General features: G+C 56.9%; 19 protein-coding genes and 1 riboswitch. Of the genes, 6 read left to right on the top strand and 13 right to left on the bottom strand.

All coding sequences use genetic code 11. From position 1 onward, the window contains the following. Positions 1-22 precede the first annotated feature (22 nt). Genes yqiA through nudF form a run of 4 tightly spaced genes read right to left on the bottom strand, consistent with a single transcriptional unit; the run spans position 23 to position 2,511 of the window. On the bottom strand, positions 23-598 hold the full coding sequence (gene yqiA / locus ACMV5H_RS01180) for an esterase YqiA (protein ID WP_021806858.1): 576 nt from the start codon (positions 596-598) through the stop codon (positions 23-25). Next, complete coding sequence (gene cpdA / locus ACMV5H_RS01185) at positions 598-1,425, bottom strand: 3',5'-cyclic-AMP phosphodiesterase (RefSeq protein WP_021806859.1); 828 nt, start codon at positions 1,423-1,425, stop codon at positions 598-600. The genes yqiA and cpdA overlap by 1 nt, the downstream gene beginning before the upstream one ends. Positions 1,426-1,452: 27 nt before the next feature. After that, entirely contained in the window at positions 1,453-1,878 is a 426-nt protein-coding gene (locus ACMV5H_RS01190; RefSeq protein WP_021179514.1) for a DUF1249 family protein, read from the bottom strand. Then, on the bottom strand, positions 1,879-2,511 hold the full coding sequence (gene nudF, locus ACMV5H_RS01195; RefSeq protein ID WP_021806860.1) for an ADP-ribose diphosphatase: 633 nt from the start codon (positions 2,509-2,511) through the stop codon (positions 1,879-1,881). Positions 2,512-2,794: 283 nt separating this feature from the next. Here nudF and tolC point away from each other — a divergent pair, with 283 nt between their 5' ends. Together tolC and dhaR are read left to right on the top strand one after the other, a co-directional pair. Next, a complete protein-coding gene (gene tolC, locus ACMV5H_RS01200; RefSeq protein WP_037376203.1) occupies positions 2,795-4,216 on the top strand; it encodes an outer membrane channel protein TolC in 1,422 nt (473 codons plus the stop codon). A gap of 160 nt (positions 4,217-4,376) precedes the next feature. Beyond that, a complete protein-coding gene (dhaR, locus tag ACMV5H_RS01205; RefSeq protein WP_414821332.1) occupies positions 4,377-6,326 on the top strand; it encodes a dihydroxyacetone kinase operon transcriptional regulator DhaR in 1,950 nt (649 codons plus the stop codon). Here dhaR and dhaM read toward each other — a convergent pair. The 4 genes from dhaM to ACMV5H_RS01225 are packed head-to-tail and all read right to left on the bottom strand — an operon-like array spanning position 6,323 to position 10,616. Further along, complete coding sequence (dhaM, locus tag ACMV5H_RS01210) at positions 6,323-7,753, bottom strand: dihydroxyacetone kinase phosphoryl donor subunit DhaM (RefSeq protein ID WP_094983154.1); 1,431 nt, start codon at positions 7,751-7,753, stop codon at positions 6,323-6,325. The two genes, dhaR and dhaM, sit on opposite strands and share 4 nt — an antisense overlap. After that, the gene (gene dhaL, locus ACMV5H_RS01215) at positions 7,750-8,388 is read right to left on the bottom strand and encodes a dihydroxyacetone kinase subunit DhaL (protein ID WP_414821333.1); all 639 of its coding nucleotides are present in this window, start codon (positions 8,386-8,388) and stop codon (positions 7,750-7,752) included. Before dhaL ends, dhaM begins: the two co-directional genes overlap by 4 nt. 9 nt (positions 8,389-8,397) lie before the next feature. Further along, positions 8,398-9,465: a dihydroxyacetone kinase subunit DhaK gene (gene dhaK / locus ACMV5H_RS01220; protein ID WP_021806863.1), complete on the bottom strand. Its 1,068-nt coding sequence runs from the start codon at positions 9,463-9,465 to the stop codon at positions 8,398-8,400. A 50-nt stretch (positions 9,466-9,515) separates the two neighbouring features. Next, a complete protein-coding gene (locus ACMV5H_RS01225; protein ID WP_414821334.1) occupies positions 9,516-10,616 on the bottom strand; it encodes a glycerol dehydrogenase in 1,101 nt (366 codons plus the stop codon). Positions 10,617-10,955: 339 nt separating this feature from the next. Here ACMV5H_RS01225 and ACMV5H_RS01230 point away from each other — a divergent pair, with 339 nt between their 5' ends. Next, a complete protein-coding gene (locus ACMV5H_RS01230) occupies positions 10,956-11,615 on the top strand; it encodes a DUF1190 family protein (RefSeq protein WP_021179506.1) in 660 nt (219 codons plus the stop codon). Between the two features lie 3 nt (positions 11,616-11,618). Beyond that, a complete protein-coding gene (locus ACMV5H_RS01235) occupies positions 11,619-12,779 on the top strand; it encodes a glutathionylspermidine synthase family protein (RefSeq protein ID WP_021806865.1) in 1,161 nt (386 codons plus the stop codon). A gap of 57 nt (positions 12,780-12,836) precedes the next feature. On the opposite strand, the gene ygiD is transcribed toward ACMV5H_RS01235, so the two are convergent. Next, on the bottom strand, positions 12,837-13,619 hold the full coding sequence (gene ygiD, locus ACMV5H_RS01240) for a 4,5-DOPA dioxygenase extradiol (protein ID WP_059201847.1): 783 nt from the start codon (positions 13,617-13,619) through the stop codon (positions 12,837-12,839). Positions 13,620-13,827: 208 nt separating this feature from the next. On the opposite strand from ygiD, the gene zupT reads away from it, so the two are divergent. Then, the gene (gene zupT / locus ACMV5H_RS01245) at positions 13,828-14,595 is read left to right on the top strand and encodes a zinc transporter ZupT (protein ID WP_414821335.1); all 768 of its coding nucleotides are present in this window, start codon (positions 13,828-13,830) and stop codon (positions 14,593-14,595) included. A 58-nt stretch (positions 14,596-14,653) separates the two neighbouring features. Here zupT and ribB read toward each other — a convergent pair whose 3' ends face one another. Beyond that, a complete protein-coding gene (gene ribB, locus ACMV5H_RS01250) occupies positions 14,654-15,307 on the bottom strand; it encodes a 3,4-dihydroxy-2-butanone-4-phosphate synthase (protein ID WP_414821336.1) in 654 nt (217 codons plus the stop codon). 111 nt (positions 15,308-15,418) lie between these two features. After that, a riboswitch (FMN riboswitch) is annotated at positions 15,419-15,580 on the bottom strand. A gap of 147 nt (positions 15,581-15,727) precedes the next feature. Between ribB and ubiK the strand changes: the two genes are divergently transcribed. Beyond that, positions 15,728-16,003, top strand: a complete 276-nt coding sequence (gene ubiK / locus ACMV5H_RS01255; RefSeq protein ID WP_021806869.1) for a ubiquinone biosynthesis accessory factor UbiK — start codon at positions 15,728-15,730, stop codon at positions 16,001-16,003. A 30-nt stretch (positions 16,004-16,033) separates the two neighbouring features. On the opposite strand, the gene yjeH is transcribed toward ubiK, so the two are convergent. From yjeH to glnE, 3 genes are all read right to left on the bottom strand, one after another. Then, the gene (gene yjeH / locus ACMV5H_RS01260; protein ID WP_059201850.1) at positions 16,034-17,287 is read right to left on the bottom strand and encodes an L-methionine/branched-chain amino acid transporter; all 1,254 of its coding nucleotides are present in this window, start codon (positions 17,285-17,287) and stop codon (positions 16,034-16,036) included. A 69-nt stretch (positions 17,288-17,356) separates the two neighbouring features. Next, positions 17,357-18,787, bottom strand: a complete 1,431-nt coding sequence (gene hldE / locus ACMV5H_RS01265; protein WP_115159743.1) for a bifunctional D-glycero-beta-D-manno-heptose-7-phosphate kinase/D-glycero-beta-D-manno-heptose 1-phosphate adenylyltransferase HldE — start codon at positions 18,785-18,787, stop codon at positions 17,357-17,359. A gap of 114 nt (positions 18,788-18,901) precedes the next feature. Further along, on the bottom strand, positions 18,902-21,739 hold the full coding sequence (gene glnE / locus ACMV5H_RS01270) for a bifunctional [glutamate--ammonia ligase]-adenylyl-L-tyrosine phosphorylase/[glutamate--ammonia-ligase] adenylyltransferase (protein ID WP_414821337.1): 2,838 nt from the start codon (positions 21,737-21,739) through the stop codon (positions 18,902-18,904). Positions 21,740-21,768: the final 29 nt, after the last annotated feature.

Consider the following 21,768-nt stretch of genomic DNA (forward strand, 5'->3'; position numbering starts at 1 on the left):
GATAGCTGAAGTTGCTGCGGCGTCATAGCCCTAAAAAATCCACAATCTGGGGGAAGTAGTGCTCGAAACCGACGAAAGCGTGGTTTCCGCCCGACTCCACCGTTTGCCGGCAGGCGGTGTAATAAGCCACTGCCTGACCGTAATCGAGAATTTCATCGCCCGTTTGCTGTAGCAACCAGATTAAATCCGGCGACTCCAAGGGATCGACCTGCATCACTTTCAGATCATAAACGTGGCGTGACTCTAACACATATTGCTGCCCGGTGTAGGGGTTCTCGTTGCTTCCCAGATAGTCGATCAGCAGCTCATACGGCTTCACCGCAGGGTTTACCACTACCGCTGGCAACGCAAAACACTGCGATAACCAGGTGGCATAATAACCGCCCAACGAGGAGCCTACCACGCCCATCGTCTGGCCTGCCCGCGCCATCACCAAATCTTCCAGCATTTCCGCCGCCTCCGCCGGGTAAGGCGGCAACTGCGGTACCAGCATGTCGATATGGGGATGATGTTCCGCCAGCCAGGCTTTGAAAGCCGTGGCCTTGGCCGAAAGCGGCGAGCTGTTGAAACCGTGCAGGTAAAGTAAGGTTGAAGGCATCAGTAGCCGTCCGAATCCATGTCGGGGCGGAAGTCATCGTTTTCCAGCCGGAATACCTGGGTTTCCACCCGGCCATCCGGCAACAGGTCAAGATAGCGCCAACCTGGGGAAACGTCGTCGATGGTAAAATTGGTGCAGTGCGGCTTGAATTGTACGCAGGTGGACGGCGTAGCCAACAGCCGACGCCCGTGCCAGCCCAGATCCAATTCCTGGTGGATATGCCCGCACAGCAGGGTATTCACTTTCGGATAGCGCCACAGCACGGCCGCCAGCGTATGCGGGTTACGCAGACTGTGTTGATCCAGCCAGGTGCAGCCGGAAGGCAACGGATGATGATGCAGTAACAGCAGCGTGTAGCGCTCTGGATGAGCTTCCAGACAACGTTCCATCCACTCCAGCTGGTATTCACTCAGCTCGCCGTGCGGCACGCCAAACACCTGGCTATCCAGCAATAACACCTGCCAGTTGTCCCCCAGCAGCACCTGCTTGGAAGGTGAGATACCGGCTGCGGCCAACGCATCTACCATCGCAGGCTGAAAATCGTGGTTCCCCGGCAGCCAGACACAGGGCGCGGGCAAACGGGTGATACCATCGGCAAAGTGCCGGTATGCCGCCTGGGAGTGATCCTGCGCCAGATCGCCGGTTGCCACGATCAGGTCGCACTCACGCTGCTGCGCGATCACCGCATCCAACACCGCGTGATAGCTGGCATAGGTATTGATGCCGAGCAAGGTCTCACTCTTGCCAGCAAACAGGTGGGTATCTGTTATTTGTAAGATCCTGACCTTGGCCCCACTCGCCACGGGCAGTCTAAACAGGCTTTCCAAATGGTGTCCTTTGTTATCTCCGTCGACCTAACAAGCCGGAACCGCCATTGCTCCATGCGCTAAACAGTAGCGCAACCAATCAGCAAGAAACTGGTTAATTTGATGCTTTTCGTCGCGTTGATGCAACTTTTTGTTCGGATAATCATAACGCGCTTTAAACCGATAGATCTGCTGACTGGAACACACTTCCGCAACCATCGCGTCGTGGTACAGCCGCACCGTCATCGCGGGCAGGCTCCAGTAGCTGACCGCAGGCGCAGTCTGTTCAATCTGCACCAGCGTGGTGTAACGGGTAGATTCAACAATAGTCAGACGATAATGGGCGCCATTCACCTGATAAGTGACGGTTTCATCAACTTCGTCGTTACGCGGCATCAAACGCCGCAATTGCGCGAAGTTGGTTTCACACAATCTCATCATTTCGGGGAAGTCAGGGGTATAGCGCTTTTGCATTTAGTTGGCCCATTCTGCTTTAAGCGATTCATGGTGCAACGCCAGCCACTGCAATGCAATCACTGATGCGGCATTATCAATCGCGCCTTCTTCAACCCAGCGGTAAGCCTGTTCGCGGCTGACCACGTGGACACGGATATCTTCATGCTCTTCGGGCAATCCGTGGATCCCTTCGGCCGTCAGGGCATCAACCTCACCGACCATAATAGACAGACGTTCGCTGGTGCCACCAGGGCTGGCCAGATAGCTCAGCACCGGCTTGCAGCGCCCGACCACCACGCCAGCCTCTTCCAACGCTTCGCGGCGGCACACGTCCTCAACGCTTTCTCCCGTTTCGATCATACCCGCAACCATTTCCAGCAGCCAAGGGGAAGCTGAGCTATCGATGGCCGGGATCCGCAGTTGTTCAACCAGCACCACTTCGTCCCTGATGGGATCATAGGGTAGCAACACCGCCGCATGACCGCGCTCAAAAACCTCGCGAGTGACCTCACCGCTCATCTCACCGTTGAACAGACGATGGCGAAAGCGATATAAGTCGAGTGAAAAAAAACCACGGTATCGCGTCTCTCGTGCAATAATTTCTACATCATTTTTGTCGAAAGTAACGGGTGAAGGTTGCGAGCGGTTCATCTACGAATTCTCCTGTGTGATTATGCCGGCAAAATAAAGGGATTTGATGACAGAAACGGCGGGATTATCTTCACCCGCTTTGTGTTAGATTGTGAACCATGATATCAGGTAGCGCCGATGCAAATAGCCCAGTGTCAGTAAACGTAGCGTACACCAAGGTAAAAGTTCTGTGAGATGGCACATTAAGCCACCCTCAGCGCTCGGCAGACTCTGCTAGAATTGGCAACTATTCGTCTATCGTCAGCGCTAACATAGCAATATTGCTGCACAACAAGGAATGCAAATGAAGAAACTGCTCCCCCTTCTTATTGGTCTGAGCCTCGCAGGCTTCAGCACCATGAGCCAGGCAGAGAACCTGTTGCAGGTTTACAAACAGGCCAGGGAAAGTAACCCGGATCTGCGTAAAACCGCTGCCGATCGTGATGCGGCGTTTGAAAAAATCAACGAAGCACGCAGCCCGTTGCTGCCGCAGCTTGGCTTATCTGCTGGTTATACCTATAACAACGGCTTCCGCGATGCCAATGGGCTTAACAGCAATACCACCCAAGGCTCGCTCGCGCTGACCCAGACTATCTTTGATATGTCCAAATGGCGCGCGCTGACGCTGCAGGAAAAGACCGCCGGTATTACCGACGTCACTTTCCAGACGTCATCCCAGAAATTGATCCTGGATACGGCCACCGCCTATTTCAACGTACTGCAGGCGATCGACGCCCTGTCCTATACCCAGGCGAATAAACAAGCGGTCTACCGTACCCTGGATCAGACCACCCAACGTTTTAACGTGGGCCTGGTTGCCATTACCGACGTGCAGAACGCCCGTGCCAACTACGATACCGTGCTGGCCAACGAAGTGACTGCCCGTAACAACCTGGATAACGCGGTAGAATCGTTACGCCAAATTACCGGCACCTTCTACCCGGAACTGGCCTCGCTGGATACCAACAAGTTCAGCACCAAGCGCCCGGATGCCGTCAACAGCCTGTTGAAAGAAGCGGAAAGCCGCAACCTGAGCCTGCTGTCTGCCCGCCTGAACCAGGATCTGGCCCGTGAGCAGATCAAATCGGCACAAACCGGCTATATGCCAACGGTTGATTTAAATGCTTCTACCGGGATCACCAATTCCAAATACAGCGGTTCCAGAGCTAACACAGGGACCAGTGGCAACGACTCGATTAATGGCCAGAACCAGGTCGGCATCAGCGTTAGCGTGCCGCTGTACAACGGCGGCGTAACCAACTCGCGGGTAGAACAGGCGCAGTACAACTTCGTCGGTGCCAGTGAGCAGTTGGAAAGCGCCCACCGCAGCGTGGTGCAAACCGTGCGTTCCTCCTTCAACAACGTTTCTGCGTCCATCAGCAGCATCAGCGCTTATAAACAAGCGGTGGTTTCTGCCCAGAGTTCTCTGGATGCGACCGAAGCCGGTTACGAAGTGGGTACCCGTACCATCGTTGACGTGCTGGATGCGACAACCACGCTGTATAACGCCAAGCAACAGCTTTCCAATGCGCGTTATTCTTACCTGATCAACCAGCTGAACATCAAATCGGCGCTCGGCACGCTGAACGAAAACGATCTGATGATGCTGAACGGAACACTAGGCAAGCCAATCTCCACCGCGCCAGATGTGGTAGCCCCCCCAACAGCGGCGCAAGATGCCTATGTTGACGGTTCCAGCACCACTCGGCCAACGGCTAGCAGATAACCTGCTCCAGCTTTGAGCTACCGAATAACGGGGCCCGGCATTTGCCGCGCTCCGTTTTTTATCCAATAATCCCGCATCTGCCCCTCACCTCACAGCCTCTCTAAACAGGTTAATGTTATGATTGGCTCCCTATTGGGGTTTATCTGCTGAACGGGATCTGATGGACAACGCTTCACTCTGGCAACGGTTGATCACCGAAGGCGCGTTACCGCCACAGCTGCGCCCCCCCCCGGCCATTTATGCCTCCTGGCTACGCTGCAGCCATCTGATGCAACCCGCCGTGTGGAAAGCCCCACATCGCGCCCTGGGCACTACCTTCGACTCTATCTGCCGGCGTAAGGATGATTTCATTACGCTCGGCCAGGCGGCGTTGGAAGATGCCTGGGAATATATGGAGCAGCGCCAATGCGTGTTGCTGATCCTCGATGAAAGCGGCTGCACGCTGTGGCAATGCGGCGACAAGGCGACCGGCGAGCAACTGCTCGAACTGGGTTTTGCGCCCGGTGCTTATTGGGCAGAAGGCGATATCGGCACCAATGCCCCTTCCCTGGCCGCATCCGAGGGCCATCCGGTACAGATCCATAGCGATGAACACGTGCGCCAGGCGCTGCATGGCTGGTCATTCTGCGCCGCACCGGTACATGACAATAGCGGCCGCCAGCGTGGTATGTTGGCTTTGGGTTGCCAGTTGGCCGATTGCAATGCGGGCGATCTTTCCCTGATCCTGGCGATTGCCCGAGAGATCGGCAATGCCCTGAACGCCGACGGCTTGCTGGCCGAATCCAATCGCCATCTCAATCAGCTCAACGGGCTACTGGACAGCGTAGACGACGGCGTTATGGCCTGGGATCACCGGGGTTATCTGCAATATATCAACCCGTGCGCCGCCACTATGCTCAAGCTGCATGAACAGCAGAGCCAAGGCAAACCACTGGCACAGTTGCTGACGTTACCGGCCTTGCTTAACCGCGCCATCAGCCAACGCCAGCCGTTACAGCATGTGGAAGTCACCTTTGAAAGTCAGGGCCAGTTTATCGTCGCGCTGCTCACCCTCAAACCGATATTGGACGGTGAGCACTGTAGCTTCATCGCCTTGCTGCATCCCTTGGAAAGGCTGCATCAATACGTCAGTAGCCAGATCGGCCGGGTCAGCCACACCTTCGAACAGATGCCTTCAGGCACCCAGGAAATGCGTCGCCTGATCCGCTATGGCCAGCAGGCGGCGAAGGGGCATCACCCGATTTTGCTGTGCGGTGAAGAAGGTGTGGGGAAAGAGCTGCTCAGCCAGGCCATCCACAATGCCAGCGAACGTGCCGCAGGGCCTTATATCGCCTTGAACTGCCAGTTGCTGCCCGAGGCACAAGGGTTGAAAGAGTTACTCGGCAGTGATGCCAACGAAGAACAGGCGGGCCAGCTCAGCAAGTTCGAACTGGCCAACGGCGGCACGCTGCATCTTGAACAGGTCGAATACCTGCCGCTGGCCATGCAGTCCGCCCTGTTGCAGGTGCTAAAAACCGGCGTGGTAATGCGTATGAATTCCAGCCGCGTGATCCCGGTGAACGTGCGGGTGATCGCTACCAGCGCCGCCAACCTGGCACTGCTGGTGCAACAGAATCGTTTTCGTCGCCAGTTGTTCTATAGCCTGCAGGCCTTCGAGATCCAAATTCCGCCGCTACGCCAGCGCCTCAGTGACATCCCTTTGCTGGTTCAGCACCATCTGCGCGCTCTGGAGCAACACTTCCAGTGCCGCTTCCGGGTAGACGACGAGGTAATGACCCAGCTTGGCCTGTACCTGTGGCCGGGTAACGATCTGGAACTGAAAGGAGTGATAGAGCGCGCCGCGATGATTTGCCACGGCCATCATATTCAACTGGCCGATCTGCCCTCTCACTTGCTCAGTCATCAGCCGCTAGTGGAAAGCGACACTCAACCAGCCATGCCGCTGCTGACGCTGGCGGAAATGGAGGTGCAGGCGATTATCCGCGTGGCCAACGTCAGCCACGGGCAGCTTAACGAGATGGCGCAGCTGCTGGGTATCAGCCGCACCACGCTGTGGCGTAAAGTCAAACAGTTGAATATCGATATCAGCCAGTTCAAGCTGCGGGGTTAATGGCTGAGTTGTAAGGTGCCACGTGCCGCATCCAGCATCGCTTTCTGGCCGTTGCGGGTCTTGCTCATACATTCGCTCATGCCGACCACCATCGGGATCCCCATCGCCTTGGCCAGGATCGCGGTATGCGACAAGGCGTTGCCGCCGCTCAGGCAAATACCGAGTACCATGCGCCGATCGAGCATCACGACGTCGGAAGGCATCAGCTCATCCATCACCAGGATCGCAGGCTCATTGAGCACGATCGCCGGGATAGGCTGCCGTGCCAGATGGCTCAGCGTACGGCGCAGCATGTCACGTACGTCCAGTTCCCGCGCCTGCAAATACTCATCATCCAGCGCCCGATAATCGTCGGCAATCTGCTCCAGTTCCTGCCGCCACGCCTGTTCCGCGCTGCATTGCTGTTGGGCGATACGGGTAAAGGCGGCCTGTTGCAGGTCGGGATCGTCTAGCAGCATGCTGTGCGCACCGAAGATCGCCGCCTGCGGTTTGCCGATCAGATTGCCTGTGCGATCCGCCAGCTTGTTCAGATCGTCTAACGTCTGCTGTAATGCGATACGCAGGCGCTGCTGTTCATTGAGCACGTCATCGGCCCCTAGCTGGCGTTCTTCCGTTTGCGGCCAGAAGCTCGACACCTGGAATATCGGACCACTGCTGACGCTTTCCTCCACGGGAATACCGTGCAGTGAAGGCAATTGCTGCTCAGATACGGTTTCGCCAAAATGCTGCTCTGCCAACGCCTTGAACGCTGCCAGGGCCTCATCGGCCTGTGCACCATCGGCAATCAGGCGGATAGTGTCACCGTGGCGAACCTGCAACAAAGCCAATTGATTCAGGCTGCGTGGGTTGGCGCATTGGCCATGCTTTTCCAGCACCAGTTCCGCTGCAAAAGGAGCCAGAGCCTCTGCCAGACGCGCCGCCGGGCGGGCGTGCAACCCGTGCGGATTCTGTACCGTCCAACTCAGGCTTTTCCCCTGGCTCAGCGGTAAATTCAGTGGCTTGCTGGCGGGTATCTCCTCACCAAGCTGTGCCTGCTTGACCTGCAAGGCTCCTTGCGCCTCTGCCAGTACCTGCTCCAGGCTACCGCCCGCGTTAGCCGCGACGACCGCGGCCAACGTACCTTCCACCAGCGGTGCCGCACACAGCACTACCTTGGCCGCTACCTCTGGGTCGAGCAGCTCAAGCGCAGTTTCCGCACTCAATAATGCGCTGCCGAGATCCATCAGTACCACGATCCCCGCTCCGTCCGCCACGGATTCGATCGCTTCCATCACTTTCACCGCATCGGTGCCGATCGGGTGGAGCTCATCATCGACCCCCGCCGCCAGCACCAGTTTGCACCCCTCGCCGCGCATCATCTGGCGGGCGAGTTGCTCAACACCCTGCGCCAGTTGTGCACTGTGCGAAACCACAACGATGTTGATCATCCTGCCTCCTCGACCACTTGGGCCAGCGTTTGTATCATCAGCATGACGGAGGTTGCGCCCGGATCCTGATGGCCGATACTGCGTTCGCCCAAATAGCTGGCTCGCCCTTTACGGGCCTGCATCACAATGGTGGCCTGTGCGGCCTGCTCCGCCCGAACGGCGGCCTGTTGTAGCGCCTGGGTCACGCTGAGCTGCTGATGTAGCGACTCGCCCAAGCTTGCAACGACCGGCCCCCAGATATCACACATGGTTTTATCGCCCGGTTCTGCCTTGCCGCGCATCGCTACGCCTTCCGCGCCTTCCTGGATCACCTGCTTCAATTCCGCCAGATCCAGGCTCTGCTTGGCATTGGCCGCCTGAGCCGCACGGATGAAGAAGGTGCCAAACAGCGGACCACTGGCACCGCCAACGCTGGAAAGTAGCGTCATACCGGTATTCTTGAGAATAAAGCCGATGTCCTTATCCGCCACCGAAGGCAGCTTTTCTACCACCTTGCTAAAGCCACGGTTCATATTCAGGCCGTGGTCGCCATCACCAATATCGCTATCCAACTGAGTCAAGAAATCGCGTTCGCGGGTAAAGACCTCACCACAACGCATCAACCACTCAACGACCTGCTGTTTGCTTAATGTCATGATCCCTCCTCAGCCCCAACGCAGCGCTGGCGTGTTCACCGGCGCATCCCACAGCGATAACAACTCGTCATCCACTTGCAGCAAGGTGATGGAAACCCCCTGCATATCCAATGCGGTGCAGTATGATCCCACCAGGTTACGCTCGATCACGATCCCGGCTGCGGCGCAACGCTGCGCCAAACGGTGGTAAACCCCATACAGTTCGGAAAGCGGCGTCGCCCCAAGGTTATTGACCAGCGCAATCACCCGATCGCCCTGCGTCAAAGCTCGTTTGCTCTGGCTCTCTTCACGCCACTCCCCCTGCTGACGATCCCAAACGCGGATCGAGCGCTGATAATCACCGTGATCGATCAGGGTATGGAACATGTCATCTACCGTTTGATCGAGGGTGGTGAACGTCCGCCGTTCGATCCCCGGTTCGCCGTGGATGCCAACGCCAAACTCCATCTCGTTATCCGCCAAAGTAAACGACGGTTTACCTGCCGCAGGCACGGTGCAAGCGCCCAGAGCAATCCCTAGCGAGTGGCCTTGGTTGTTGATTTTGTGCCCCAGCGTGACCAGAGCGTCCAGATCAAAGCCCCGTACTGCTGCCGCGCCGAGCAGTTTTTCCATCAGCACCGTGTTGGCAACCCCACGTCGGCCCGCGGTAAACAGGCTGTCTTTCACCGCCACGTCATCATCCACCAGCACCGTTGCCACTGGCACGCCGCTGTCATGCAGCAATTCGGTCGCCGTTTCAAAGTTGAGGATGTCACCGGTGTAGTTCTTGATAATCAGCAATACCCCGGCACCGCCGTCGATGGCCTGGCCGCAGTCGTACATTTTATCCGGCGTCGGCGAGGTGAAAATCTCCCCTGGGCAGGCACCATCCAGCATTCCCTCGCCCACGAAGCCACAGTGCATCGGCTCATGGCCGCTACCACCGCCTGACAGGATCGCCACTTTGTCTGGGATCGGCCCCGCCGTGCGGGTCACAAACACCGGATCCTGATGCACCCGCAGTTCCGGGTGAGCGGCAGCCATGCCGAGTAGTTGTTCATTGAGTACCGAATCGACCTGATTGATTAGCTTTTTCACGGTTAATTCCTCTGTAGGAAACAGCGGGCGCGCTAACCGCGCCCGATGATTTATACGCGTTGCAACCAGGCGCTGCCCAGTTTATCCGCCGTCAGGATGGCCGCCTGTACGCTTTCCGGCGTCACGCTAAACGGCATGTTGTGGATGGTTTCACCCTTGGCACAGCTGGCCTCTGCCACCTTGCCGATTTTTTCTGTCAGTTCACCGGTGATGCCCATTTGCGCCAGGGTAATCGGCAGCCCGACCTGCTGGCAGAAGTTCAACACCGTTTCAATCTGCGCCATTGGGCTGTTTTGCAGCACCAGTTGAGACAGGGTGCCGAACGCCACTTTTTCCCCGTGATACAGATGATGGCACTCTTCCAGCACGGTAAAACCGTTGTGTATGGCGTGCGCCGCCGCCAGGCCGCTGCTTTCAAAACCGATACCGCTCAGATAGGTGTTAGCTTCAATGATGCGCTCCACCGCTTCGGTAACCACCCCAGACTCCGCCGCCAGCTTGGCCTTAACCCCTTCAGCCAATAGCGTTTCATAGCATAGACGTGCCAGATTGAGCGCCGCCAGCGTAGACTTGCCGCCCGCCATGCTGGTGGCCTGGGCATCGAAACAGGCCTGAGCTTCAAAATAGGTGGAGAGCGCGTCACCCATACCCGCCACCAGCAGGCGTACCGGCGCTTTGGCGATAATCGCGCTGTCCATCACCACCATATTCGGGTTGGCGGGGTATATCAGGTATTCTTCAAACTCGCTGCTTTCGCTGTAGATCACCGACAACGCGCTGGTAGGCGCATCCGTCGAAGCAATGGTCGGCATCAACACCACCGGTACATGCTGGTAATAGGCGATCGCCTTGGCGGTATCCAGCGTTTTACCACCACCGATACCGATCACACCTTTGCAGCCGTGGCTTTTCAGCTCCTGACCAAGGCGGTCGATTTCCTTGCGGCAGCATTCGCCATTAAACGTACCAGCGTGATACTTCACCCCGTGCTGATGCAGGCTGCCCATCACAGTATCGCCCGCCAGTTTCATGACGAAATCGTCGGCGATCACAAAGTAATGATCGGCAAGGGCTTTGGCATATTCGCCCACGGAGGCCGACGCATTGGCACCTTGGATGTATTTGCTTGGGGATTGAATGATTCTCAACATAACTGACTCCTTGTAGGGACGTTAACCCAGTAACGTTCAGATTTCAGAGGATGATATCGACGTATTATTCTGTTGCTGACTATACGACCTGCCGACTGCTTGGCGAGTAAGGAAAAAAACGTTACATAATGGAACGTAGCTTCGGACAAAACGTTCCATTATGTAACGCTTTTGCTGCAGTTATGCTCCGTAAAGCGAACTGGCGCACACCGTAACGTATAAGTGCGTAAAGAGTGGATCCTGCGGGTGTTTCAGCTTTAATTTTGAGCATCTTTCCCCTATCCTATCGACCACTACTGGGCAAGGGCGAATACAGCCCGCATGATGGGATAGATATCGATGAAACGGACCAAAAACATCAACAAAGACACCTTCCGCAAATCCTGGCGCAGCTACCGTGTTGCTCCCGTAGCTTTGGCGATCAGCGCAGTGTTTATGCTGGCCGGCTGCGAACAGGCGGATGAGACGGTTTCCCTGTATAAAAATGCCGACGATTGTTCAACCTCCAACCCGTCGATGAGCGAGCAGTGCACCACCGCGTATAACAACGCGCTGAAGGAAGCGGAAAAAACCGCGCCTAAATACGCCACTCGTGAAGACTGCGTCGCCGAATTCGGTGAAGCGCAATGTACTCAGGCTCCAGCACAGGCTGGCATGGCCGCAGAATCACAAAGCAGCGGCAGCATGTGGATGCCGCTGATGGCGGGCTACATGATGGGCCGCATGATGGGTGGCGGGGGCTACGCTCAACAGCCGCTGTTTACCTCTAAAAACGCAGCCAGCCCGGCAAACGGCAAGTTTGTTGACGCCAGCGGTAAAAGCTATGGTCCGGCAACCGCAGGCGGCCGCTCCATGACGGTACCTAAAACCGCCATGGCACCTAAACCAGCGGTGACCAATACCGTTACCCGTGGTGGCTTCGGTGAATCCGTGGCCAAACAGACCAGCATGCAGCGCAGCAGCGCCACCTCCAGCAGCTCACGCAGCATGGGCGGTTAAGACATGAAACGCGTTGCGATTAGCGAGCGCCCAGATTGGCGCGAAAAAGCCACCGAATTTGGTTTCGCCTTTCACACCATGTACGGCGAACCTTACTGGTGTGAAGATGCCTATTACCAATTCACATTGGCGCAGATCGAAGAGATTGAAGATGCCACCGCCGAGCTGCACCAGATGTGCCTGAAGGTGGTAGATAAGGTGGTCAACAGCGATCAACTGATGACCAAATTCTGCATCCCCAAGCACACCTGGGAATTTGTTCGCAGCTCCTGGCGCACTAATCAGCCTTCGCTGTATTCACGCCTCGATCTGGCCTATGACGGCATCAATCCACCCAAGCTGTTGGAAAATAACGCCGATACGCCAACCTCACTGTATGAGGCAGCGTTCTTCCAATGGCTGTGGCTGGAAGATCAGATCAACGCCGGCAAGCTGGATCCCGCCGCGGACCAGTACAACAGCCTGCAAGAAAAACTGATTGAGCGTTTCGCCGATCTGCAAGCCAACCACGGCTTTGGCCTGCTGCATCTGGCCTGCTGCCAAGACAGCGAGGAAGATCGCGGTACGGTGCAATATCTGCAAGATTGCGCGCTGGAAGCGGGCCTGCCGACCGAATTCCTGTATATGGAAGAGATTGGCCTGGGCGAGAAAGGCCAGTTCACCGATCTGCAAAATCAGGTGATCGGTAACCTGTTCAAACTCTATCCGTGGGAATTTATGCTGCGCGAGATGTTCTCTACCAAGCTGGAAGACGCTGGCGTACGCTGGCTGGAACCAGCCTGGAAGAGCATTATCTCCAACAAGGCTCTGCTGCCGCTGTTGTGGGAAATGTTCCCGGATCATCCAAACCTGCTGCCAGCCTACTTTGCCGAGGACGATCACCCGCAGATGGATCATTACGTCACCAAGCCGCTGTTCTCACGCGAGGGTGCCAACATCCAGATCGTCCAGAACGGTCAGGAAGTGGCGCGCGTAGATGGGCCATATGGCGAAGAAGGCATGATTGTGCAGCAGTTCCATCCGTTGCCACAGTTTGAAGGCAGCTATACGCTGATCGGCAGCTGGCTGGTCAACGATCAGCCTTGCGGTATTGGCCTGCGTGAAGATCGCGAGTTGATCACCCAGGATCTGTCGCGCTTCTATCCGCATATTATTCTTGGTTAATCCGTAGGGTCGAACCTATTCGATCGTAGAGGCGCGAATTTTTCGCGCCTTTTTTATTCAACCAACCTGCACCGAAAGCATGCTCAGCGCGGCCATTTCAATCCCATCGATTGGTACTGAGATCGGCTCTTTACCATCCCAGCCGCCCAATACATACAGCAACGGCAGATAATGCTCTGGTGTCGGGTTCGACAACGCTGCGCCTTCATGCTGCATAAAATTCACCAGCGGGTGATGTTCGCCCTGATAGTCCAGGTTATCACGTACGTACTGGTTGAATGACTCCGCCCAAGGATACGGGCTGGTGTCACCCTGCCATTTCACCATGCGCAGGTTATGCACCACGTTGCCGCTGGCCACGATCATGATCCCCCGATCGCGCAGCGCCGCCAGCTTACGGCCCAGCTCAAAATGGTATTCCGCTGGCTGAGTCCCATCGATGCTCAGCTGCACCACCGGGATATCGGCTTGCGGATACATCTTGATCAGCACGCCCCAGCTACCGTGATCCAACCCCCACTCACTGGTATCGGCCATCACCTGCGCCGGGGCCAACAGGCTTTGCAGCTCTGCCGCCAGCTCCGGTGAACCCGGTGCCGGATACTGCGTATCAAACAGCGCCTGCGGGAAGCCGCCAAAGTCGTGAATGGTTTTTGGATGTTCCATCGCCGTCACTGCCGTCCCACGAGTGTACCAGTGGGCAGACACAGCAACGATCGCCTTTGGCCGTGGCAATTGCTCACCCAACGCACGCCAGGCCTGGGTATAGCGGTTATCTTCCAGCACGTTCATCGGGCTTCCGTGGCCAAGAAAGAGTGCAGGCATACGAGAGGTGGTCATAAAATATCCTTGGTTAGCGTGACAAGTGTTCTGCTGACTACATTACGCTGTTTACCCAACCAAGGCAGCCGGATAACCCTGATGGTGATCGTCAAGAAATTTGAATGGCTGGAGCGATTGAAACCATCAGCCAAATCCACTCGATTTATGCCTTGGCTCTGTTAGTATCGGAAATGGGTATATTTTCATTAGCATACAAGGAGAATGCATGTCTGTACCGCTGATCCTGACCTTGTTAGCCGGGGGCGCTACCTTTGTCGGTGCCCTGCTCGGCATTATTGGCCAGAAGCCCTCCAACCGCCTGCTGGCGTTTGCGCTCGGCTTTGCCGCAGGGATTATGCTGTTAATTTCATTGATGGAAATGCTGCCCGCTGCGCTGTACACCGTCGGCATGTCGCCCATGCTTGGCTACGGCATGTTTATGCTCGGGCTGTTAGGTTACTTTGCGCTGGATCGCATGCTGCCACACCAGCATCCGCAAGACCTGGTGCAAAAGCCCATCAAGCCCCATAACCTGAAACGCACCGCAATGCTGCTGACGCTCGGCATCAGCCTGCACAACTTCCCGGAAGGGATTGCTACCTTTGTCACCGCCAGCGCCGATCTGGAACTGGGGATGGGCATTGCGCTCGCGGTCGCCATCCACAATATTCCAGAAGGATTGGCGGTCGCCGGGCCGGTGTATGCGGCAACCGGCTCCAAAACCAAGGCGCTGCTGTGGTCTGGTATTTCCGGCATGGCAGAAATTCTGGGGGGCGTACTGGCCTGCCTGGTGCTCGGCCCGATGGTTTCACCGGTGGTGATGGCGTCGATTATGGCTGCGGTGGCCGGGATTATGGTGGCGCTGTCGGTAGATGAATTAATGCCGTTGGCCAAAGAGATCGATCCACACAATAATCCAAGCTATGGCGTGCTGTGCGGCATGGCGGTGATGGGATTTAGCCTGACGCTGTTGCAAAGCGGCGGCATCGGATAAAGAATTTTAAGCACAAAAAAGCCGCTTCATCAGCGGCTTTTTCATTTCAGTCAGCGACTCAGCTGGCTTTCTTTTCGTGCGACTGGCGATAGGCCACCAGATCTTCGATAGTCAGCACCACCATGTCATGCTGCTTGGCAAAGGTGATCACTTCTGGCGCATCCGCCATGCTGCCGTCATCGTTAGTCAGCTCGCACAGCACGCCAGCGGGTTTGAAACCGGCCATTGAGACCAGATCGATGGTCGCTTCGGTGTGGCCACGGCGGTTCAATACGCCACCAGGCTGAGCACGCAGCGGGAACACGTGGCCTGGGCGGTTCAAATCGCTCGGCTTGGCACCGTCTGCAATGGCCGCACGGATGGTCGTCAGGCGATCGCTAGCCGATACGCCAGTGGTCACGCCCTGCGCCGCTTCAATCGTCACGGTAAAGGCAGTCTGGAACTGGCTGGAGTTGTTGGTGACCATCATCGGCAGCTCAAGCTGCTGGCGACGATCTTCAGTGATACACAGGCAAACAATGCCGCTACCGTGGCGAATGGTCAGCGCCATCTGTTCAACGGTCATGGTTTCTGCGGCGAAGATCATGTCACCTTCGTTTTCACGGTTTTCATCATCAAGCACCATTACACCGCGCCCGTTGCGCAGTGCATCAAGAGCGCGTTCAACGCGTTCTTCCGGCGTGCCGAAATCTGAAAGTAGAGTCTGATTCATGGTAAAAAACCTCATTAAAATTATGGATTACCAGAACCAGGGCGATCTTGAGGAGTGGCTATGCCAATAGCCAAAAAAATAACGCAAGCGGGGCATACGCCCGACAGGTGTCGTTACTCTCTCCCATCCGGACTATAACCGTCGGCCCCGGAATTACACCGGATCTGCTGACCTCTAACCCACTCCTGAGAGATAGGCTGAGCGCTCGCGGGCTTTCACCGTGAATGGTGATTTACCGCCGGTGGGGACTTGCACCCCGCCCTGAGAATAAGCATCCCGACTATAACCCCATCGCTTTAGCGTTTCAAGCCATCCGGTCGCGTAATGAGGGATCGCGCAGCAAACACGGTAATGGTTTATCCGGCGAGCAACTCGCATTACACTAGGCATCTGCCACCAAATATCAGAAAGGGAAACGCCATGATTGACCCGAAAAAAATTGAACAGATCGCACGCCAGGTCCAAGAGTCGATGCCTAAAGGCGTACGTGAATTCGGGGAAGACGTTGAGAAAAAAATCCGCCAGGTACTGCAAGCGCAGTTGACCCGTCTGGATCTGGTTAACCGCGAAGAATTTGACGTGCAGACTCAAGTCCTGCTGCGCACCCGCGAGAAGCTGGCATTGCTGGAACAGCGCCTGACTGAATTGGAAGGCAAGCTGGATACCGCACCGGTAGCCAAGCCAGCAGACGAATAAGTTTATTGTAAGGGGCGCATCAATGCGCCCTTATTGCTTGGAGACCACCGCCGGCGTTTTACGCGGCAGCACCAGCCAAATCAGCACCAACATCGCCAGCGCATACAGGCTTTTCCAGCCGATAATCACTAGTAACAACAAGCACAAAGCGGATCCGACGATCGCCATCAGCCGCGAACGCCCCTGCAAGATCCGCCAACCCGCCAACATACACAGCAGATAAATCAGCACGAAAATGCCATTGGCATACACCAGCAACGTATCCAGCGGCAGCTTCAGGGTATAGATCAGCAAAGTGAACAGCAGGCAGCAACCTACCACTGCGCTCAATGCATTGACCGGCACCTGACCCGCAGAGAGTTTGGCTAAGCCGCTAGCAGGCTTTTCCTGGGCCTGTGACCAGACCAGACGGGCAAAGCTCTGGGTGTAGATATTCACGCTGGCAAAACAGGCCAGATAGCCGATGATGCAGGCAATCCACAGCGCATGCTCGCCAAACAGTTGCACCACGATCCCCGGCAACGAAGCGGCCGCCGCCTGATGTTCGCCGTAAGCATGGAAGTGCAGCACCGCTACGGTACAGCCCCAATAGACCGCCCCCGCCACCAACAGCCCGAGCATTAACGCACGCGGAAAGTCCCGCTCTGGATGGCGAAACTCGGTCGCCAGATGAGCAAAAGCCTCCAGCCCGACAAAGCACCAGAACATCACCGCCAACGCGTGGAACATATTAGGAGGAGAAATATCGCTGACCGCAGGCCATGGGATTTGGGATGGGGTAATGCCGCCTTGCCACCAGATAGCCCCCACCAGAGCTATCACCAGAAGGGCAATCAAGGTCTGAATATTGGCACTGGAACCGGCGCTGCGTGTGCCAAGCAGCCAAATCACCACTAGCGTGACAATTTGCACCAGCAACAGGCCGTTGGCATCCCAACCAAAGGTGGCCTGCCAGAATCCTGCGGCGATTTGTAATGCGGCAGGCAAGCCAACGGGGATCACAGAGAGGAACAGCCAAGCGGTTACCTTTGCCATGCGTGGCCCAAAAGCCAGGCCGACAAAATGCGCGGCACCACCGGCGCTGGGGAAATGGCGGCCCAACGCCGCAAAAGCGATGGCGATCGGGAATACCAGCACAATCAGTATTGGCCAGGCCCACAGGCTGTCGCCACCCGCCACCTGCGCCGCCAATGCCGGAACGGCAAAGACCCCGGTACCCAGCAGTGAAGTGGACAATAGCCCAACGCCCTGCGCTAAACTCAGCTCCTGCTTAAGTCCACTCACTGCAAACCACCCTGTTTACCCGTCGTCTTTTTCGGGCGCAGTGCTCAGCGCCCCTACAGTCAAAAAATATTAACCGCGCCCATCCTTGATGGCCTTGATGATGTTGGTGGTGGATAACCCATCTTCAAAATTCAGTACCCGCACATCGCCACCGTTGGCCCAGACTTCAGCACTGCCAGCAATCTCATGCGGCTGGTAGTCACCGCCCTTCACCAGTAAATCTGGCAGAACTTCGGCGATCAGGCGTTGCGGCGTATCTTCTTCAAACGGCACTACCCAATCCACGGCTCCCAGCGCGCCCAACACCACCATACGGTTTTCCAACAGGTTAACCGGGCGGGTTTCCCCTTTCAGGCGTTTGGTTGACGCATCGCTGTTCACCGCCACGATCAGGCGATCGCCCAATTTGCGCGCATTCGCCAGGTACGAGACATGGCCTGCGTGCAGAATGTCAAAGATGCCGTTGGTCATCACCACTTTCTCGCCGCGTTGGCGCGCCTGCGCTACCGCTTTTTTCAGCTCGGCTTCTGTCATTACACCAAAGCCGGTTTCGGCGCGGCCACGAATGGCGTTTTCCAGCTCGACTGGCGAGACGGTCGAGGTGCCCAACTTACCCACCACCACACCGGCGGCGGCGTTAGCCAGGAAACAGGACTCTTCCAGAGTATTACCCGCCGCCAGGGCGGTGGCCAGCACACCGATCACCGTATCACCGGCACCGGTCACGTCGAACACTTCCTGGGCCTGGGTTGGCAGATGCAACGGCTCACGGCCCGGTTGCAGCAACGTCATCCCCTGCTCGGAACGGGTGATCAGCAGTGCAGACAGTTCAAAGTCCGCCACCAGCTTCATCCCACGCGTCACCAGCTCTTCTTCACTTTGACAATGACCGACCACGGCTTCAAATTCGGACAGGTTTGGGGTCAGCAGCGTGGCGCCACGGTAACGTTCAAAATCGGTGCCTTTCGGGTCGATCAGTACCGGAACCTTCGCAACGCGCGCCAATGCGATCATGCCTTGCACCTTGCTCAGCGCGCCCTTGGCGTAATCCGACAGCACCAGTGCGCCAATCTGCGGCAATGCCTGCTGGATACGCTCCATGATCGGCTGCGGATCGACGTTGGAGAAACCTTCCTCGAAGTCCAGGCGGATCAGCTGTTGGTTACGGGAAAGTACGCGCAGCTTGGTGATAGTTGGGTGCGTAGGGACCGAGACAAAGTCACAGCGCACGTTAACTTCGTTGAGCTTGGCGCTCAGCGCACGCGCCGCGTCGTCGATCCCCGTCAGGCCCACCAGGCGTGAATTGGCACCCAACGAGGCGATGTTCATCGCGACGTTAGCCGCACCACCGGGACGCTCTTCGATGGTTTCAACCTTGACCACCGGCACCGGCGCTTCCGGTGAAATTCGGCTGGTCGGCCCATACCAATAGCGATCCAACATGACGTCACCAACCACCAACACACCGGCGCGGCGAAAATCAGGTAGTGTAACTTTCATCCGATAACTCCAAACAAGTCATAAAAATAAATTCGGCAGATATTAGCATAATAGCCCGCAATACCCGTAAAAACTGCCTACCAGCTCAATGCTTAGGCAAACAATACGTCTCCCTCAGCCCAGCCATTTGCTCCAACTGGCGCGCACCTGCTCACGCTCGGCAGCAAACAGCTCGCTGCTGACCTTGCTGGAATGCTCCTGCAACGCCAGATGGTGGATCTCATCACGCATGGTGACATAGGCCTGGGTCAACGCCTGGGCCTCGTCTTCCGGCATGATGTCGTAATTAGCCATCAGCTCAAAGATACGCACGTTATCCGACCAACGCGTCAGGCGCGGTTCGCCCGCGGCATAACCTAAGACCAGGTATTGGGCAATAAATTCGATATCGGTGATCCCGCCTTCGTCCGCTTTGATATCAAACAGATCGCGCTGTTTGCTGCCCAGATGGTTGCGCATTTTCTCGCGCATTTCACGCACTTCCTGCTGCAGCTTGTTCACTTCACGCGGTTTGCACAAAATTTCGCGGCGGATCGCATCGAACTGCTGATGCAGCGCCGGATCGCCATACACGATGCGCGCCCGCACCAGAGCCTGATGCTCCCAGGTCCAGGCTTCGTTACGCTGATAATCGGCAAAGGCTTCGACGGTGCTGACCAGCATCCCGGCAGCTCCGGAAGGACGCAGACGGGCATCCACCTCATAGAGAATGCCGGAAGAGGTGCGGGTGCTGAACAAATGCATCACCCGCTGCGCCAGGCGCAGATAGAACTGGCGGCCATCGATGCAGCGATCGCCATCCGTCATGACGTCTGGTGGACAATCCAGCAGGAACACCAGGTCTAGATCCGAGCTATAGCCCAGCTCCCAGCCTCCCAGCTTACCGTAGCCGATCACCGCGAACCCTAACCCCTCCCGCTCATGTAGATGAGTCGGCTGACCGTAGCGCGCAACCATGTCTTTCCACGCCTGCTGCACCACCGCATCAATGATCGCCTCGGCCAGATAGGTTAAGTGATCGCTCACTTTCATCACCGGCAGCACCTCGGCGATATCCGCAGCGGCAATGCGCAAGTGTTGTGCCTGCTTGAACTGCCGCAACGCTTCCAACTGCTGTTCTTCATCGTCTTCCGGCACCCGCAGGCGGTATTGGCGCAGTTCGCTACGATAGGCATCCGGAGCCACCGGTTGGTACAGCGTGGCCGGATCCAACAGCTCGTCGAGCAACAGTGGGTAACGCGCCAGTTGGCTGGCCACCATCGGGGATGCAGCACAAAGGCGGATCAGGTGGCTGAGAGCGGCATGGTATTCCACCAGCAGCTCGAGGTAGGTGGTGCGGGTCACGATGCTTAGCAACAGCTGGGTCAGGCGCGTCAGAGCCGTGGCCGCGTCCACGCGCGAACACACTTCGGCCAGCAAGCGTGGCATCAGTTGATCCAGCACGTCACGGCCACGCGGGCCAATGGTGCGTTTGTCCACGTCGTGGCGGAAGTCGGCGATGGAACGCAGCATCTGCCGCCGCGCCTCTTCGTCCAGATGGGGCGTCAGTGGCTCTAGCTCGCTCTCATCCAACGCATCCTGCCACAGGCTGTGGTAATGCTGGTAGTTGGGATCTTCGCCTACGTCTGGGCTATCGTCGCCGATCAGGTCATCAAATACCGTACGGACCTGGCGCATGTGCTCGTCCAGCACCATCATCAACGACGGCCAGTCTGGCTGATCCATTCCCCAGGCCAGTCGCGCCTGATCCAGCTCGTCCTGCGGCAGGGTCTGGGTCTGCTGGTCGGCAATCGCCTGCAACAGATTCTCCAGCCGCCGCAGGAACAGATAGCCGTCACTCAGCTCTGCGACCTGCTGCGCGGTCAACAACCCCAGTTCACCCACCGCCTGCAACGTCGGCAGCAGTGATCGCCCCTGCAAACTGGGCTCACGCCCACCACGGATCAGTTGGAAGACCTGGGTGATAAATTCGATTTCGCGGATGCCACCGGCACCCAGCTTGATGTTGTCCTTCAGCCCCCGCCGCCGCACTTCGCGGGCAATCATGCCCTTCATATTACGCAGCGACTGGATCACGCTGAAATCGATATAGCGACGGAACACGAATGGCCGCAATGTCTTACGCAGCTCCTGGCTGTAGGCATCTTCATGCCCCCCCATCAGGCGCGCCTTGACCATCGCGTAGCGTTCCCAATCGCGCCCCTGCTCCTGGTAATAATCTTCCAGCGCGGCAAAGCTCATCACCAGCGGGCCGCTATCGCCAAACGGCCGCAGACGCATATCGACGCGGTAGACAAAGCCGTCGATGGTTTGCTGATCCAACGCTTTGATCAGCCGTTGCCCCAGGCGGGTAAAGAATTGGGCGTTATCCAGCTCACGCCGCCCGCCTTGGGTGTGGCCGTTTTCCGGATAGGCAAAGATCAGATCGATATCAGAGGAGAAGTTCAGTTCACCACCGCCGAGTTTGCCCATCCCCAGGATCAGCAAAGGCTGCGGCACGCCATCGGTATTGCAAGGCGTGCCCCACTCGCGGCAACAGGTTTGATAGAGCCAGTCACGAGCGCTGACGATCAGCGTTTCTGCCAGAGCACTCAGCTGTTGTAGCGTTTCTTGCGTGGTACATAGCTGCTGAGCCTGCGCCCAGGCAATACGCACCAGGCTCTCACGGCGAAACAGGCGCAGCACGCGCATTAGCTGCGCTTCGTCCTGCACCTCTTCAAGCTCATCCTGCAACCAGGCGGCATAGTGCTGCCACTCATCGGCCACTGGCGGCTGCTGGCGTAACGTTACCAACCATTCAGGATGGCCGAGCAACATGTCGCTGACAAAATCACTCGACGCCAGAACGCTTTGTTCTGCGGCGCTGAGCATTAACTCCGCGCCCTGAGTTTCCTGAAATCGCTGCACGATGTTCTGTGCCTGAAGCTGTAACGCAGCAGAGAGTGGCAACATAGTGAATGACCCGTTCTATGGCCTGCAGC

The sequence above is a fragment of the Serratia sp. N21D137 genome (genome assembly GCF_047530005.1).
Taxonomy (GTDB): Bacteria; Pseudomonadota; Gammaproteobacteria; order Enterobacterales; family Enterobacteriaceae; genus Chania; species Chania fonticola_B.